Source organism: Amycolatopsis sp. NPDC004625 (assembly GCF_040609695.1).
Lineage (GTDB): Bacteria > Actinomycetota > Actinomycetes > Mycobacteriales > Pseudonocardiaceae > Amycolatopsis.
In genome coordinates this window covers 62,252-76,490 of sequence record NZ_JBEXKX010000023.1, presented here as the reverse complement: position 1 = coordinate 76,490, position 14,239 = coordinate 62,252, and the positions used below count along the sequence as shown (strand labels likewise).

The following is a 14,239-nucleotide window of genomic DNA, read 5'->3' as shown; positions in this document are numbered from 1 at the left end:
CAGCGACCTTTCGAGTGAACTCACCCGTTCCGGCCGGTCGAAAAAAACCAATCCGCGAGCAATGATGTTTCCGGCGGAGATCCCTTGTTTTCGATCAAGAATTCCCGAGAGCGGTTTCCGAGGCGGTCAGGGCACCACTTCGCCCAGCCCGATCAGGTTTCCTTCGCTGTCGCGGAACCACGCCGCGCGCTCCCCGCTGCCCTTGCTCGGGTAGTTGCCGCGAATCTCCATGATCCCGCCCCGCGTGCCCTCGTACTCCTCGAACACCACGCCCCGCGCGCGCAGCACCGCGACCGTCGCTTCGAGGTCGTCCACGTAGAACGCGACCTGCGTGTACGAACCGTCGGACGCGCCGGCCGAGGCGTACAGGCAGAAGACGCCTGACGCGCCTTCGTACCGCAGGCCGCCTTCGCGTTCCTCGACCGCTTCGAGGCCGAGTTTCTCGGCGTACCAGCGGCGCGCTCGGGCCAGGTCCTGGGTCGGGATGCGCGCTTCGACGCGGACGTTGTTCAGCATCACCCGATGGTAGGCGTCACCGCGATCGCCGACTCCTCCAAAGAGCCGAAATACAGCTGCCCGCGCCACTCGCGGACGCCCACCAGCATGTGGAACCCGTCGATCTCGCCACGCAGCTCGCGCACCACCGTGCCGTCCGCCGCGACGCCCAGCACGCCCACCTCGCGGCCCGGGCGGGGCTGCAGCGACGTCGGCAGGCGCCGGATGCCGGCCCGCAGGTACGCCGGGAACCGGCGCACGACGTCCAGCGCCGCCACCTTCGGGGACGCCTGCGTGATCCAGATCAGCCCGTCCGTGCCCGTCGAGATGTTGTCCGGGAACCCCCACAGGCCGTCGACGAAGACATCGGTGCGGCCGTCGGCCGTCCAGACGCGGGAAACCCGGCAGGCGCCCGTTTCCGCCACCGCCACGAACGACTCGTCGGGGGCCAGGGCGACGCCGTTCGCGAACTGGAGGCCGTCGAGGAGCAGGTCGATGGAGCCGTCCGGGGTGCGGCGGAGGAGGCGGCCGCCCGCGGTCTGCTCGATCAGGTCGTCACGCCAGTTGTCGATGCCGAAGCGGCGGGAGGAATCCGTGAAGTAGACCGTCCCGTCGGCCGCCACCGCCGCGTTGTTGCAGAACACGAAGTCCAGGCCCAGCGCGGAAGTCGCCAGCACCGCCGGGGAACCGCCGCCGAGGGGGACCACCAGCAGACCGGCCCGCGCGTCGCAGATCAGCAGTTCGTCGTCGCCGTAGAGCTCGAGCCCGAGCGGGCGGCCGCCCGTGTCGGCGATGACGTCGATGTGCCGTCCGTCCGGCGACAGGCGGAGAATGCGCCCGTCGTCGACGCCGGTGTAGATCCGGCCTTCGCCGTCGACGACGACGTCCTCCGGGCCGTGGCCGTTCACCGGGTACAGCGTGACTTCGCCGAACCGCATCGAAGCTCCTAGCGGTAGGTCAGCAACGAGGCCGCGTCGGCCTCGAAGTGCGGGTGTTCGTTGAAGGACAGGAGGGTGACGCCGCCGCGGCCGGACACCAGCTTGGTGATGCCGCCGTTGACCGTGACGCGGTTGAGCTTCAGCAGGCCGGTCTCCGGCGTGCCCAGGAGCGCGCCGCAGAGCGTGGCGATCACGCCGCCGGAGGTGAACACGACCGCGTGCTCGCCCTTGCCCAGCGACGCGACCAGGTCCGCCAGCGCGGCCCGGCACCGGTCGAGGAACGCGGGCCACGTCTCGGCGCACGGCCCGCCCGCGCCCGCCGAGGTCCACGCGGTCAGGGCGGCGTCCAGGACCCCTTGGTACGCGCGCGAGTCCTCCTGAGGCGCGCCCCCGGCGTGGTGGCGCGCGATGTCGACGTGGTCGTACTCGTTCCAGCGCGGGTCCTCGACCACCGGGACGACCGCGTCGAGCACCTTCAGCGCCGTGGCCGCCGTGTCGCGCTGGCGGGCCAGCGTGCCGGACCGGGCCTGGGTGAAGGAGACCGCGCGCCGCAGCAGTTCCGCACCGACCACAGTGGACTGTTCGAAGCCGCGCGGGGACAGGGCGTCGTAGTCCGAAGCGCCGAACGACGCCTGCCCGTGCCGGACCAGGTAGATCGCGCCCACTAGGCCCGTCCCTTCGCGATGATCTCGCGGCAGCGCCAGTCCAGGTAGGCGACGAACTGCCAGAAGTCCTTGAACGCCGGGTTGCGGGTGGCGCCGTCGCGGTAGCGCCGGTACAGCTGCTGCAGGACCGCGGCGAGCCGGAACAGGCCGTAGACCTCGTAGAACCGCCAGTCGCCGACCGCGAGCCCGGTGTTCTCGGCGTAGCGCGCGACGAACTCCTCGCGGGTGAACATGCCGGGCAGGTGGGTCGGCTGGCGGCGGCTGGCGTGCATGGCGTCGTCGTCGCCGGCCTGGACCCAGTAGGCGAGCATGCTGCCCAGCTCCATCAGCGGGTCGCCGAGGGTGGCCATCTCCCAGTCGAGGACGCCGGTGATGTTCAGCGTCGACGGGCCGTCGAGCACGAGGTTGTCGAGCCGGTAGTCGTTGTGGATCAGGCAGATCTCGACGTCGCCGGGCTGGTTCGCGGCCAGCCATTCGCGGACCTCGGCGAAGTCGCCGACGTTGTCCGTGCGTGCCGCCACGTACCGCTCGGACCAGCCGCGGACCTGCCGCTCGACGTACCCGGCGCCCTTGCCGAGGTCGGCGAGCCCGGCCTTGGCGACGTCGACGGCGTGCAGGTCCACCAGCCGGTCGACGACCTTGCCGGACAGCTCGCGCGCCTGCTCCGGCGTCAGTGTCAGGCCCGGCGGCAGGTCGCCGCGCAGGATCAGGCCGTCGAGCTTCTCCATGACGTAGAAGTCGCCGCCGAGCACGGCCGGGTCGTCGCCGAAGGCCAGCATCCGCGGCACGTACGGGAACACCGGCTTCAGGGCGTGCTGCACGCGGTATTCGCGCCGCATGTCGTGCGCGGACGCCGCTTTGTGCCCGGCCGGCGGGCGGCGCAGGATCAGCTCGCGGTCCGGGTAGGTCAGCAGGTACGTCAGGTTGGACGCGCCGCCGGGGAACTGCCGGACCCGCGGCGGCCCGGCCCCGAGGCCTTCGAGCTTCCCGCGCAGCCAGGCGTGCACCGCGTCCGCGTCGAAGGCGTCCTCCGCGCGGACCTCGACCGGGGCGTTCACGCGAACTTCCGCAGCAGCGCGGCCGGCACCAGGCGCATGACGACGCTCAGCGGCAGCCACGGCCACGCCGGGACGTAGGCCCGGGCCGGCTCGGCTTCGATCGCCTTGGCCAGCGCGCGGGCGCCGGTCTCGGCCTTGACCAGCAACGGGTTGCGGCCGATCCGGTCGTTCATCTCCGACTCGATGTAGCCGGGCCGCACGTCGGTGACCGCGATGCCCCTGCGCTTGAGTTCGATGCGGGTGCCGTCGACGAACGCCGAGATCCCGGCCTTCGATGCGGCGTACGCGGTCAGCTTGCCCGGGAACGGCCGAAGGGCGCTGAAGGAGGAGATGACGGCGAGGTGGCCGGCGCCCTGCTCGCGGAAGATCCCGGCCGCGGCTTCGATCTGGGCGGCCGCCGCGATGAAGTTGACCTGGAGGGTCTGGCGGTTGGCGTCGAACCGGCCGGTGCCGACCCGCTGCCCCTTTCCGAGCCCGGCGTTCACAATCACCCGGTCGAGGGACCCCAGCTCGGCGCGGAACTCCTCGAAGACGGCGAACACGCGGTCGTGGTCGGTGACGTCGAGGGTGCGCGTGACGACCTTGATCCCGGGGTGCGCCGCGGTCAGCTCGGCGGCCAGCTTCTCGAGCCGCTCGGTGCGTCGCGCGCACAACGCGAGATTGCGCCCCTTCGCGGCGAACTGGCGGGCCATGCCTTCGCCCAACCCGCTGCTCGCGCCGGTGATCAGGATGTTCTGCCGGAGGACCATGTCCCGGATGCTACCCGGTGGTAACAAGACCGGTGGCCCGGCGCTGGGGGCGTCGCCGGGCCACCGGTCATCGCGCGGCCACACCGGCCGGTCGCACAACGCGGCCGGGTGAACCGGAGCCGGAACCGCTCTCGCGGCCGGTCACACCTGCGCCCGGGTGGGCCGTGAGGGGGAGGCGGAGCCACCGGCGCAGGCAAGTCATAAAAGCGCGTCCGCCCAGGCCGGGGCAATGGTTCACAGTTGCCAGTACTAGCCCGTTCGCCCGAGTGGCGGCCGCGGTGACCCGGCCGAAGAGGGGCGCTGACGACGGCGGGAATCCTGCTAACGTTCTCCGGTGTCGGGGATCGTCGGGGGACGGCACGGGGCGGGTCGGGATTTCAGCAATGGCGGGCAGCACGGCGGGCGACGGCCAGGAGAGTGGGCGTACCGCGTTCGCCATCCAGTTGCGCGCGGCCATCGCCACGAGCGGGCTGTCGCTGGACCGGATCCAGGCGCGGCTGCGGGCGCGCGGCGTCGTCGTCAGCGTCACCGCCCTCAGCTATTGGCAGTCGGGCAAGCGGCAGCCGGAGCGGCAGAGCTCGCTGTCGGCCGTCCGCACGCTCGAAGAAATCCTCGACGTGCCCGCCGGGTCCCTCCTCGGGCTGCTGCCCCCGCCCCGGCCGCGCGGCGGGGCCGGGAAGCGTCAGGCCGGCGGCGAACCGATGTCGTTCCCGCGCCAGGTGCTGCAGCCGCTGCTGGACAAGGTCGGTGCGCCGCACGCGCTCGACCGCCAGCAGCCGCTGAAGATGGTCGGGCTGCACGACCTGTGCGAGATCGCCGCGGACGGCGGGCAGCGGGCGGTCACCGCGCGGGCGGTGTTCCAGGCCGCCGCCGACGGCCAGGACCGCTGGCTGCTGGTGTACACCCAGGACGACCCCGCGGCGGGCGCCCCCGACCTGCACGCCGTGCGCAACTGCCGGGTCGGGCGTGCCGAGGTCGACGAGAAGCACGGCCTGATCGTCGCCGAACTGCTCTTCGACCGGCCGATCAACCGGGGCGAGACGCACCTGATCGAGTACACCCTGACCAACAGCGGGCCGCCGTACCCGGAGTGCCGCAACACGCACTACCGCGAGTTCCGCCGCCCGGTCCGGGAGTACCTGCTGGAGGTCCGGTTCGCGCCGGGCACCGCCCCCGGCCGCTGCTGGCAGTACTCCCGCAACGGCGCGACCGGCACCCTCGCCCGCCGCGCGCTCACGCTCGACGGCGCCGACGGCGTCCACGCGGTGGTGTTCGACTTCGGCCCGGGCGTCTTCGGCATCGACTGGGACTGACAGCTCGCGTACCCGGAGGGTCGGTTCGCGTACCCAGGCAGTCGGTTCGCGTACCCAGGCAGTCGGTTCGCGTACCCGGAGGGTCGGTTCGCGAGCCGACCGTCTAGGTACGCGAGCCGACCGTCCAGGTACGCGAGCCGACCGTCTAGGTACGCGAGCCGACTGTGCAGGTACGCGAGCCGACCGTTGCGGGACGGGTCAGGGTAGGTGGGCGGCGGCGAGGGTGGCCAGCTCGGTGCGGTTCGCGATGCCGAGCTTCGCGTAGACGTGCGCGAGGTGGGTCTTCACCGTGCCGCGGCTCATGAACAGGCGGGTGCCGATCTCCGGGTTCGTGCAGCCCTCGGCGGCCAGCTTCACGACCTGCAGCTCGGTCGGGGTCAGGCTGGCCCAGCCGTTCGACGGCCGGCCGCGGCTGCCGCGGGTCCGGCGGACGAACGCGACGACGTCGTCGAGGCTCATCGGCGGCTCGGCCGTCGAGAGCCCGAGGGCGTCGAGCCCGGCCTGCTCGAACGGGCGCCGGGGAAAGCCCAGCTCCGCCCGCGCGTGGGACGCCGAGACCAGCACGCGGGCCGCGTCGGCCTCGCGGCCGCTGCGGGCGAGCAGCGTGGTCAGCGCGTCGAGGCCGGCCAGGACGCCCAGCCGGAGGCCGTGGGCGACGCGGAGGCTGAGCGCTTCGTGGTGCAGCTCGGCGGCCTGCTCCGGCTCCGCCAGGTAGCCCTGCTGGTCCAGGGCGTCGGCCAGCGGCGAGGGCAGGGACCAGCGGCGGGTGAGGTCGACGGCGGTCGCCAGCACCTCAGCCGCCTCCTCGGTGCGGCCGAGCGTCCGCAGGAGAGCGCCGCGCTCGGCCAGTCCCTGCGCGGCCATGTACGTCCCCGCAACGGCTTCGCGCTCGAACCAGCACAACGCGGCTTCGAACTCGCCCCGCCGCCGGTGCAGTTCCCCCAGCACGCGCGCCATCCCCGGCACGAAGACGTCGCCCGCCGTTTCCACCAGCCGCCGGAACGGTTCCATCACGCGGAAACCGGCGTCGACGTCGCCGGCCGCGCAGTGCACCAGGGCGAGCCGGCACAACGTCGTGTTGACGCGGTGGAAGTCGCCGAGCGGCGCGGCGACGTCCACCGCGTGCTCGGCGAGTTCGCGGGCCCGCGGCAGGTCCGCCGCGGCGAGCGCGATCCCGGACCGGACACTGAGGACGGTCGAGGCGAGGCCGCGGTCGCCCCGCCGCAGCAGGCCCTCGGCCGCCTCGGCGAGCAGCGGTTCGGCCTCGTCGTGGCGGTCGCGGGCGAACTGGACGATCCCGCGCAGCGTCAACGCGCTGTCCCGCGCGAAGCCGTCTCCGGCGTCCTCGGCGACCTTCTCGGCGTCGAAGGTGCTGTCCCAGGCGGCGTCCAGGTCCGTGTACAGGTGCCCGAGAGCGGTCAGGGACAGGCACCGCGCCCGCAGGCCCGCTTCGCCGAGCTCGGTGGCCAGGTCCAGGCCCTGCCGCGCGGCTTCGACGTCGAACGGCGCCGTGGTGTCGGCGACCAGGCCCATCCCGGTCAGCAGCCGGGCCTGCAGCACTGTCCGGTCGTCCGGGCGGAGCGCGACCGCGCGCTTGAGGTACGCCAGGCCCTCGTGGCCGCGCCCGTGCAGGTTCCACAGCCATGCGACGGCGGCCGCGAGCCGGCGGCCGCGGTCGGGATCTTCCCGCGCCAGGCCCCATTCCAGGGCCGCGCGCAGGTTGTCGCGCTCGGGTTCCACCCGCGCCCGCCAGGCGTCCTTGTCGCGGTCGAGCTCGGGCTCGGCGGCTTCGGCCAGGGCCAGGAAGTGGTCGAGGTGGCGGTCGCGGGCGGCGGCGGTCTCCCCCGCTTCGGCCAGCCGGGCCGCCGCGTACTCGCGCAGCGTTTCCAGCAGCCGGTAGCGGCCGTCTTCGGCCAGCACCAGGGACTTGTCGACGAGCCGGCCGAGCGCGGGCAGCACGGCCGGGCCGCCCGCCGCGTCCAGGGTGAACCCGCCGGCGAACACCGCGAGCCGCCGGAACACCGCGCGGTCCGGCGCGTCGAGCTGGTCGTGGCTCCACGCGATCGAGCCCTCCAGGGTCCGCTGCCGCGCCGGCGCCCCGCGCGGACCGCGGGTGAGCAGCGCGAACCGGTCGTCGAGGCCGGCGTCGATCTGGTGCGGGGTCAGCGTGCCGAGCCACGCCGCGGCCAGCTCGACGGCCAGCGGGATGCCGTCGAGCCGGGTGCAGATCGACCGGACGGCGGCCGCGCTGGAGGCGTCCAGCGCGAACAGCGGCCGGACCGCGCCCGCGCGTTCGACGAACAGCGCGACGGCCTCCTCGACGGCCAGCGGCGGCACCCGCCACACCGTCTCCCCCGGCACGCCCAGCGGTTCCCGGCTGGTCGTCAGCACCGCCACCTCGGGGCAGGACCGCAGCAGCTCGACGGCGACTTCGGCGGCGCCGTCGAGGACGTGCTCGCAGTTGTCGAGGCAGAGCAGGACGCGGCGGTCGCGCAGCTCCGTCGCGACCGACCGCGCCGCGCCGGCCCGGGGCTCCACCGGGACGCCGAGCGTCGCGGCGACCCGTTCGGCGACCTCGGTCACGGCGTCGAGCTCGATCCACCACACGCCGTCGGGCCACTCGCCGCCGCCGGCGACCTGCGCGGCCAGCCGCGTCTTGCCGCTGCCGCCGGGGCCGGCCAGCGTGACCAACCGCGTCCCGGCGAGCAGCCGCCGGACGTCGGCGACCTCGGCGTCGCGGCCGACGAACCCGGTCAGCTGCACCGGCAGGTTGTTCGGGATCGTGTCGAGCGAGCGCAGCGGCCCGGGTGTCCCGCCGAGTTCGAAGATCCGCTCGGGCGCGGTGAGGTCGGGCAGCCGGTGGACGCCGAGGTCGTGCAGCGGGACGGCGTCGCGGAGATCGGCCGCGGTGCGCGCCGACACGAGGATCCGGCCCTCGTCCGCCAGCGCGCGCAGCTGACGGCAGCGGCGGACGACGGGCCCGGTCGGCGTGCCGTCGTCGCGGATCAGCACGTCCCCGGTGTGCACGGCCGCCGGGCCGCCGGTGAGCGCCGCGAGCGCCTCGCCGGGCGTCGCGAAGACGGCAGGCGGGGCGTCGCCGGCGCAGACGACCGTGACGGTGCCCGCCGGCAGCAGTTTCGGCTCAGTCATGACCCGGCCAGTCTGCCAGCGGATCTCGGCCAAGTGGCCGATGTTCACCTCCCCGGCGCCTGCGACCTTCGGATCGTGGAGACTTTCGAAGCGGTGCTGGCCCGCTGGTCCGACGCCGACGCGCAGGGTGACGCCCAGGCGCTGGGGCCCCTGCTGGCCGACGGTTTCCGCGGCGACGGCCCGGCCGGGCGCGTGCTCGGCAAGACCGGCTGGCCCGGCCGCGTCCCGGCGGGCGCGTTCCGGTGGACGCGCCTGCAGCTGACGCCGTCGGTCGGCGTCGCGACCGGGCGCCGCGACGGGGTCACCTGCACCGTGGTCGGGGAGTACCGAGACGGGCGCTGGTTGATCGTCAACGTCCAGCGCGGGTCATGAGAGTTTGGTGCGCAGCACCTTTCCGGTTGCGTTGCGGGGCAGCTCGTCCAGGAATTCGACGTCCCGTGGCACCTTGTAGCGGGCCAGGTTCGCCTTGACGTAGTCGCGGATTTCGTCGGCTTCCAGGTCGGCGCCCTCGGCCCGGACCACGAACGCCTTGAGCCGCTGGCCGAACTCCGGGTCCTCGACGCCGATCACCGCCGCCTCGAGCACGTCCTCGCGCTCGACCAGCAGGTTCTCCACCTCGATCGGGAACACGTTCTCGCCGCCGGAGACGATCATCTCGTCGTCGCGGCCGTCGATGAACAGGAGGCCGGCTTCGTCGAAGTGGCCGACGTCGCCGCTGGAAAGCAGGCCGTCGATGATCTCCTTGTGGCGGCCGTCGGTGTAGCCGCCGAAGCTCAGCCCGCTGCCGACGAACACGCGTCCGGTGACGTTCGGTTCGGTGATCCGCCGGCCTTTTTCGTCGTACAGCGCCACCTTGCAGCCGACCGGCGCGCGGCCGACCGTGCCCGGGGCCTTCGCCCAGTCCGCCGGCGTCGCGACCGTCGCCACCGCGACCTCGGTGGAGCCGTAGAGGTTGTGCACGACCGGGCCGAACGCCTCGTTCGCGCGGTTGCCCAGGTCCGGCGAGAGGGCCGAGCCGGCGACGAAGATGATCCGCAGCGCCGACGTGTCGTACTTCGCGCGGACGTCCTTGGGCAGGTCGACGATGCGCTGCAGCATGGTCGGCACCAGCACGAGCGCGGTGCACCTGTGCTCGGCGACGCCGCGCAGCGCCTCCTCGGGGTTGAACTTGCGCCGCATCACGACCTTCGAACCGAGCGCGAAGGACAGGATGAACTGCGAGAGGCCGGTGCCGTGGAACAGCGGCGCGCCCATGTAGGTGGCCTCGTTGGACCGCAGCGGGATCCGGTCGAGGAACTGCGCCGACGCCAGCGCGGAGGTGTGCGGCCGCGGCGCGCCCTTGGGCGTGCCGGTGGTGCCGCTGGTCAGCAGCACGAACCCGCCGGGCTTGCCCGGTGCGGGCCACGGCCGGTCGTCGGTGCTGGCGATGATCTCCGACAGCACCGGGGTGTCCCGGCCGGTCAGGTCGCTGTCCGGGTCGACCCAGGCGAGGTAGCGGTCGACGCCGTCCGGGATCGCGTCGAGCAGGCCGGTGAACTCCTGGTCGTAGACGAGCGCGGTGACGCCTTCGCGCTTGGCGACGTCGGCCAGCTGCGGCTTCGCGAACCCGGTGTTCATCAGCAGCAGGCGGACGCCGAGCTTGCCCGACGCGGCCATCGTGATGACCAGGCCGCGGTGGTCGCGGCAGAGCGCGGCGACCACCTGGCCGGGCTTGATGCCGCGCTCGGACCAGGCCCTGGCCAGCGCGTTCGACTGGTCGTCGAGCTGCTTGTAGGTGAGCGGGCCGAGCTCGTCGACGATGCCGACGGCGGCCGGGTCGCGGCGGGCGGAGATGTGGTTGGCCCCGGCGAACGGGCCGAACTTCCGCAGCGCCACCAGGGAGCGCACCCCCTCGTCGAGGCGCGGGAAGGGAACCAGCCCCGCCCGCCGCATCACGTCGACGCTGCGCACCGTCTCGGTCACCTTGTCCGCCACCGTGGTGGCGAGCGCGACCAGGCTCATCCGGGCACCTCCGTTGCTGCGGGGAAGAGAGCCCACGCCGACGGCGGGCGTACCGGCGGTATGGGAGCTACTGGAGAGTAAACCAACCGTGGGCCGAACGCACCAGCCCGGAAACCGGCCGTGGCATCCGGTGCTTCGCGGCTCGGCCACCCGCACCCCGAGAAAATGTCGGTGGTGGTCGGCATGATGTCCAGGTGCAGGTGATCGCGGGACGGGAGGAGGACGGCAGCTTCACCGTGCACACACCGGAGGACACGGTGTCCGGCCTGGACGAGGCGGCTTTCGCGGCGCGGGCGCGGGAGCTGGAGTCGTCGCTCGCACCGCGGTGGGTGTTCCCTTCGGTGGAGCGGACCTATCCCGTGCTGGTGGCGGCCGGACTGCGGGTGCGCCGCTGCTACGACCTCGAGCTGGCCGAGGGGCTGCTGCTGGCGTACGAGGGCGCGGAAGCGGAGTCACGGAGCCTGCGCGCGGCCTGGGCCAGGGCGAACGGCGAGGAACCACCGCCGGACGCGGCGGCCGTCGAGCTGGCGCAGCCGACGCTGTTCGAAACGCGGGTGCCGGTGCTGCCCGCGGGCGTGACGGTCGTCACGGCGGTCCGGCGCGTGCTCGCCGAGCAGGAGCGGCGGGTGGCGGCGACCGAGCACCCGGACCGGATGCGGCTGCTGCTCGCGGCGGAGTCGGCGAGCGCGCTGGCCGCGGCCGAGATGTCGGCCGACGGGCTGCCCTGGCGCGCCGACGTGCACGAAGAGCTGCTGGCCGCGCGGCTGGGCTCGCGCGTGCCGTCCGGGCAGCGGCCGAAGGCGCTGGTCGAGCTGGCCGCGAAGATCAGCGAGGCGTTCGGCGGGCGGCCGGTCAACCCGGACTCGCCGCCGAGCGTGGTGCGGGCGCTGGCCCGCGAGGGGATCGAGGTGCCGGCCGCGCGGAAGTACCTGCTGAAGGGCATCGACCACCCGGCGGTCGGGCCGTTGCTGGAGTACAAGGAGCTGTCGCGGCTGTTCACCGCCAACGGCTGGGCGTGGCTCGAGGAATGGGTCGGCGAAGGCCGGTTCCGGCCGCACTACGTCGTCGGCGGGGTGGTGTCCGGGCGGTGGGCCAGCCGCGGCGGCGGGGCGCTGCAGATCCCGAAGGTGCTGCGGACGTGCGTCCGGGCGGACCCGGGCTGGAAACTGGTGGTGGCCGACGCGGCCCAGCTGGAACCGCGGGTGCTCACGGCGTTGTCGGGTGACCGGCGGCTGGCCGGCGTCGCGGCGGCGACGGACCTGTACGCGCGGCTGGGCGAGGCACTGTTCTCCGGCGCCCGCTGGGTCCCGGCCACCGGCGACGACCGCGACGACCGGTCGCGCGCGAAGATCGCGATGCTGTCGGCGATGTACGGCGGCACGTCCGGTGAGGCGGGCCCGCTGCTGGGGTTGCTGCGCCAGCGGTTCCCGGACGCGGTGTCCTATGTGGAGCGGGCGGCCCAGGCGGGCGAGCGCGGCGAGCGGGTCCGGTCCCGGCTGGGCCGGACGTCCCCGGCCCCCTCGGCGGCCTGGCGCGCGCTGACCGGGGGAACGGCCACGGACGAGGCGGCGGAGCTGAAGGCCCGCCGCGCGTCGCGGGGCTGGGGCCGGTTCACGCGGAACTTCGTGGTCCAGGCGAGCGCGGCGGACATGACGGCGGTGATGCTGGCGACCCTGCGCACGCGCTTGCCTTCGCCCGCCCACCTGGTGTTCTTCCAGCACGACGAGGTCATCGTCCACACCCCGGCGTCGCTGGCCGGCACCGTCACCGAGGCCATCGTGGACTCGGTCGCGGAGGCGGCCCGGATGCTGTTCGGCCCGGCCTGCCCGGTGCGCTTCCCGATGCAGACGGCGGTGGTCGACACCTACGCCGACGCGAAGTAGCGAGCCGGGCCCGGCCGCCCCCGGGAACGGGAGCGGCCGGCCCGGTCGCTACGGGAACATCGGCAGGGTCTGCGTGCCGACGTCCTGGTTCGGCAGCGTCCGGCCCGGGTTGCCGCGGAAGTCGGTCCACACCGGGTGCAGGCGGAAGTCCGCGCCGACCGCCGCCGCCGTGTAGTCGCCGATGAACACGCCCTGGAGTTCCTTGCCCGTCACCGCGCCCGTCGAGACGAACTGGACCTGCGGGTTCGCCGTCTGCGTCGTGATCCGGCGCAGCGGTGACAGGGTGTCGCCCCAGCCGGTCGCGTACGCGTAGTCCAGGCCGATGCCGTTCGGGTCGTACGCGCGTGTGTACGACGTCACCGCGACCCGGCCGGCGAAGGCCGCCACCGCCGGGAACACCTCGTCGGCGCTGGTACCGACCTTCACCGGCTTCGACCAGCCGTGCCGGCCGTCGGATCCGCTCAGGAAGGCGTCGCCGTTCGTCTTCACCGACTCGCTGTCGCGGTAGACCCCGTTGCGGTCGTCGGCCCAGGTCACCCACAGGTGGTCGGTCACCCGGTCGTAGGTCAGCTGCGGGAAGCTGTTGATCCGGAAGTTCTCGCCGGTCAGCGCGTTGTTGGCGACGTCGTCGTTCACCGGGAAGTCGAAGTCGAGCCCCACCTCGGCGTGCCGGAACGTCCGGCCGCCGTCGCGCGAGGTCGCCACGACGACCGCGTCGTGGTCGGCGGGCTGGTCGCACGCGGCCGTCTTGCACACCGACGTCTCGTAGGCGACCTGGAGCGTCCCGTCGCGGGTGACCACCGGGTTCGAGCCGCTGCCGAACGGCGTGATCCCGCCGGGGAAACCGGTCAGCGACGGCGAAATCCGGCGCATCGGGGACCACGTCCGGCCGAAGTCGCGGGACTTCGACAGCACGATCGGCGACTCGACGAAGGCCCCGGACGGGTCGTAGGTGAACTGCGTCCAGGTCACGTAGACGTCGCCGGACACCGGGTCGGCGGCGATCCACTCCTTGTCGTTGAAGATGTTCGTCGGCGTCGGCGTGCCCGCCGGGGTGACGCCGTCGAGGTGCAGGATCGCCGGGTCGCCGAAGCTGCGCCCGCCGTCGTGGGAGACCGACACCGCGATGCCGCTGGCCAGCTGCTGGTCGTCGGGCACCGCGGCCCGGCTGAACACGAGGGTCGCGTAGTAGACGGTGTTGTGCGGCCCGAAGGCGATCGCGGGGTCGCCGGCGGCGTCCATGTAGGACAGCGGCGCGGCGGCGCCGGTCGGGAAGTCGAGGTGCGGCAGCTGGACGTTCGCCCAGGTCCGGCCGCCGTCGAAGGAGGTGTAGGCGAAGCCGCCGGAGTCGTTGCGCGCCTCGCGCGTGTTGTACAGCCGGTAGTCGTTCGACCCGGCGACGATGTTGCGCGGGTTCTCCGGGTTGACCGCGACGGTCGTTTCGTTCTGGGCGGTGCTGCAGCCGGTCTGGCTGCCGGTGGGCACGATGGTGTCCCCGTCGATGACGTCGGTGTTCGGCGCGAGCGGCCGGTACGGGTTCGGCTTGCCGATGTAGGTCTGGCAGAGCGCGGACAGCGCGGGGTTGTCGCCGTCCTCCTCTTCCTCCTCGGCGAACTGCTCCTTGAGCAGCCGGTTCGGCACGGTGTGCCGGGGCTCGGCGGCGAGCCGTTGCTTGCCGGCGTGCGGGTTCACCGGCAGCGGCGACCCGGCCGCGTGCGCGGCGGGCGCGAGCACCAGCGGCACCAGGAGCGCGGTGCAGGCGATGACGATTCTTCGCCTGGCGGACGAAACACCCAAGGACATCGGAAAGTCCTTTCCCAGGAAGGTCTCCAGCCGACCCAGGCTTGACTTCCGCACGCCGCCGGTCAACCGCCGGAAGTGTGGAGCCGGACATACCGGTTTTTCGGTAATTTGAAACAATGATCGACTACGGCCTCGACCTGTCCGCGGTGGACCGCGACCACGCGTTGCCCGACCTGGCCACCGG

General features: G+C 73.1%; 11 protein-coding genes. 3 read left to right on the top strand and 8 right to left on the bottom strand.

The window, feature by feature from the left end; translation table 11 throughout:
* Positions 1-126: 126 nt before the first annotated feature.
* The 5 genes from ABZW17_RS25465 to ABZW17_RS25445 are packed head-to-tail and all read right to left on the bottom strand — an operon-like array spanning position 127 to position 3,905.
* Positions 127-516, bottom strand: coding sequence for a VOC family protein (locus ABZW17_RS25465; protein WP_354818986.1), 390 nt, complete (start codon positions 514-516; stop codon positions 127-129).
* Positions 516-1,433, bottom strand: a complete 918-nt coding sequence (locus ABZW17_RS25460; RefSeq protein ID WP_354818983.1) for an SMP-30/gluconolactonase/LRE family protein — start codon at positions 1,431-1,433, stop codon at positions 516-518. Before ABZW17_RS25460 ends, ABZW17_RS25465 begins: the two co-directional genes overlap by 1 nt.
* Positions 1,434-1,441: 8 nt before the next feature.
* The gene (locus ABZW17_RS25455) at positions 1,442-2,098 is read right to left on the bottom strand and encodes a histidine phosphatase family protein (protein WP_354818980.1); all 657 of its coding nucleotides are present in this window, start codon (positions 2,096-2,098) and stop codon (positions 1,442-1,444) included.
* On the bottom strand, positions 2,098-3,156 hold the full coding sequence (locus ABZW17_RS25450; protein WP_354818977.1) for a phosphotransferase family protein: 1,059 nt from the start codon (positions 3,154-3,156) through the stop codon (positions 2,098-2,100). Before ABZW17_RS25450 ends, ABZW17_RS25455 begins: the two co-directional genes overlap by 1 nt.
* Positions 3,153-3,905: an SDR family oxidoreductase gene (locus ABZW17_RS25445; protein WP_354818974.1), complete on the bottom strand. Its 753-nt coding sequence runs from the start codon at positions 3,903-3,905 to the stop codon at positions 3,153-3,155. The genes ABZW17_RS25450 and ABZW17_RS25445 overlap by 4 nt, the downstream gene beginning before the upstream one ends.
* A gap of 383 nt (positions 3,906-4,288) precedes the next feature.
* On the opposite strand from ABZW17_RS25445, the gene ABZW17_RS25440 reads away from it, so the two are divergent.
* Positions 4,289-5,218 carry a hypothetical protein gene (locus ABZW17_RS25440; protein WP_354818971.1) on the top strand — a complete coding sequence of 310 codons (930 nt, stop codon included), beginning with the start codon at positions 4,289-4,291 and terminating at the stop codon, positions 5,216-5,218.
* A gap of 198 nt (positions 5,219-5,416) precedes the next feature.
* Here the strand turns inward: ABZW17_RS25440 and ABZW17_RS25435 are convergent, their stop codons facing one another.
* Positions 5,417-8,368 (bottom strand): LuxR C-terminal-related transcriptional regulator, encoded by a 2,952-nt coding sequence (locus ABZW17_RS25435; RefSeq protein ID WP_354818968.1) that lies wholly within the window; start codon positions 8,366-8,368, stop codon positions 5,417-5,419.
* Positions 8,369-8,443: 75 nt separating this feature from the next.
* Between ABZW17_RS25435 and ABZW17_RS25430 the strand changes: the two genes are divergently transcribed.
* Positions 8,444-8,740: a nuclear transport factor 2 family protein gene (locus tag ABZW17_RS25430; protein WP_354818965.1), complete on the top strand. Its 297-nt coding sequence runs from the start codon at positions 8,444-8,446 to the stop codon at positions 8,738-8,740.
* Here ABZW17_RS25430 and ABZW17_RS25425 read toward each other — a convergent pair.
* Positions 8,735-10,369 carry an acyl-CoA synthetase gene (locus tag ABZW17_RS25425; protein ID WP_354818962.1) on the bottom strand — a complete coding sequence of 545 codons (1,635 nt, stop codon included), beginning with the start codon at positions 10,367-10,369 and terminating at the stop codon, positions 8,735-8,737. The genes ABZW17_RS25430 and ABZW17_RS25425 overlap by 6 nt on opposite strands.
* A gap of 194 nt (positions 10,370-10,563) precedes the next feature.
* On the opposite strand from ABZW17_RS25425, the gene ABZW17_RS25420 reads away from it, so the two are divergent.
* Complete coding sequence (locus tag ABZW17_RS25420; protein ID WP_354818959.1) at positions 10,564-12,252, top strand: bifunctional 3'-5' exonuclease/DNA polymerase; 1,689 nt, start codon at positions 10,564-10,566, stop codon at positions 12,250-12,252.
* A 48-nt stretch (positions 12,253-12,300) separates the two neighbouring features.
* On the opposite strand, the gene ABZW17_RS25415 is transcribed toward ABZW17_RS25420, so the two are convergent.
* Positions 12,301-14,055, bottom strand: a complete 1,755-nt coding sequence (locus ABZW17_RS25415; RefSeq protein WP_354818956.1) for a sialidase family protein — start codon at positions 14,053-14,055, stop codon at positions 12,301-12,303.
* Positions 14,056-14,239 lie beyond the last annotated feature (184 nt).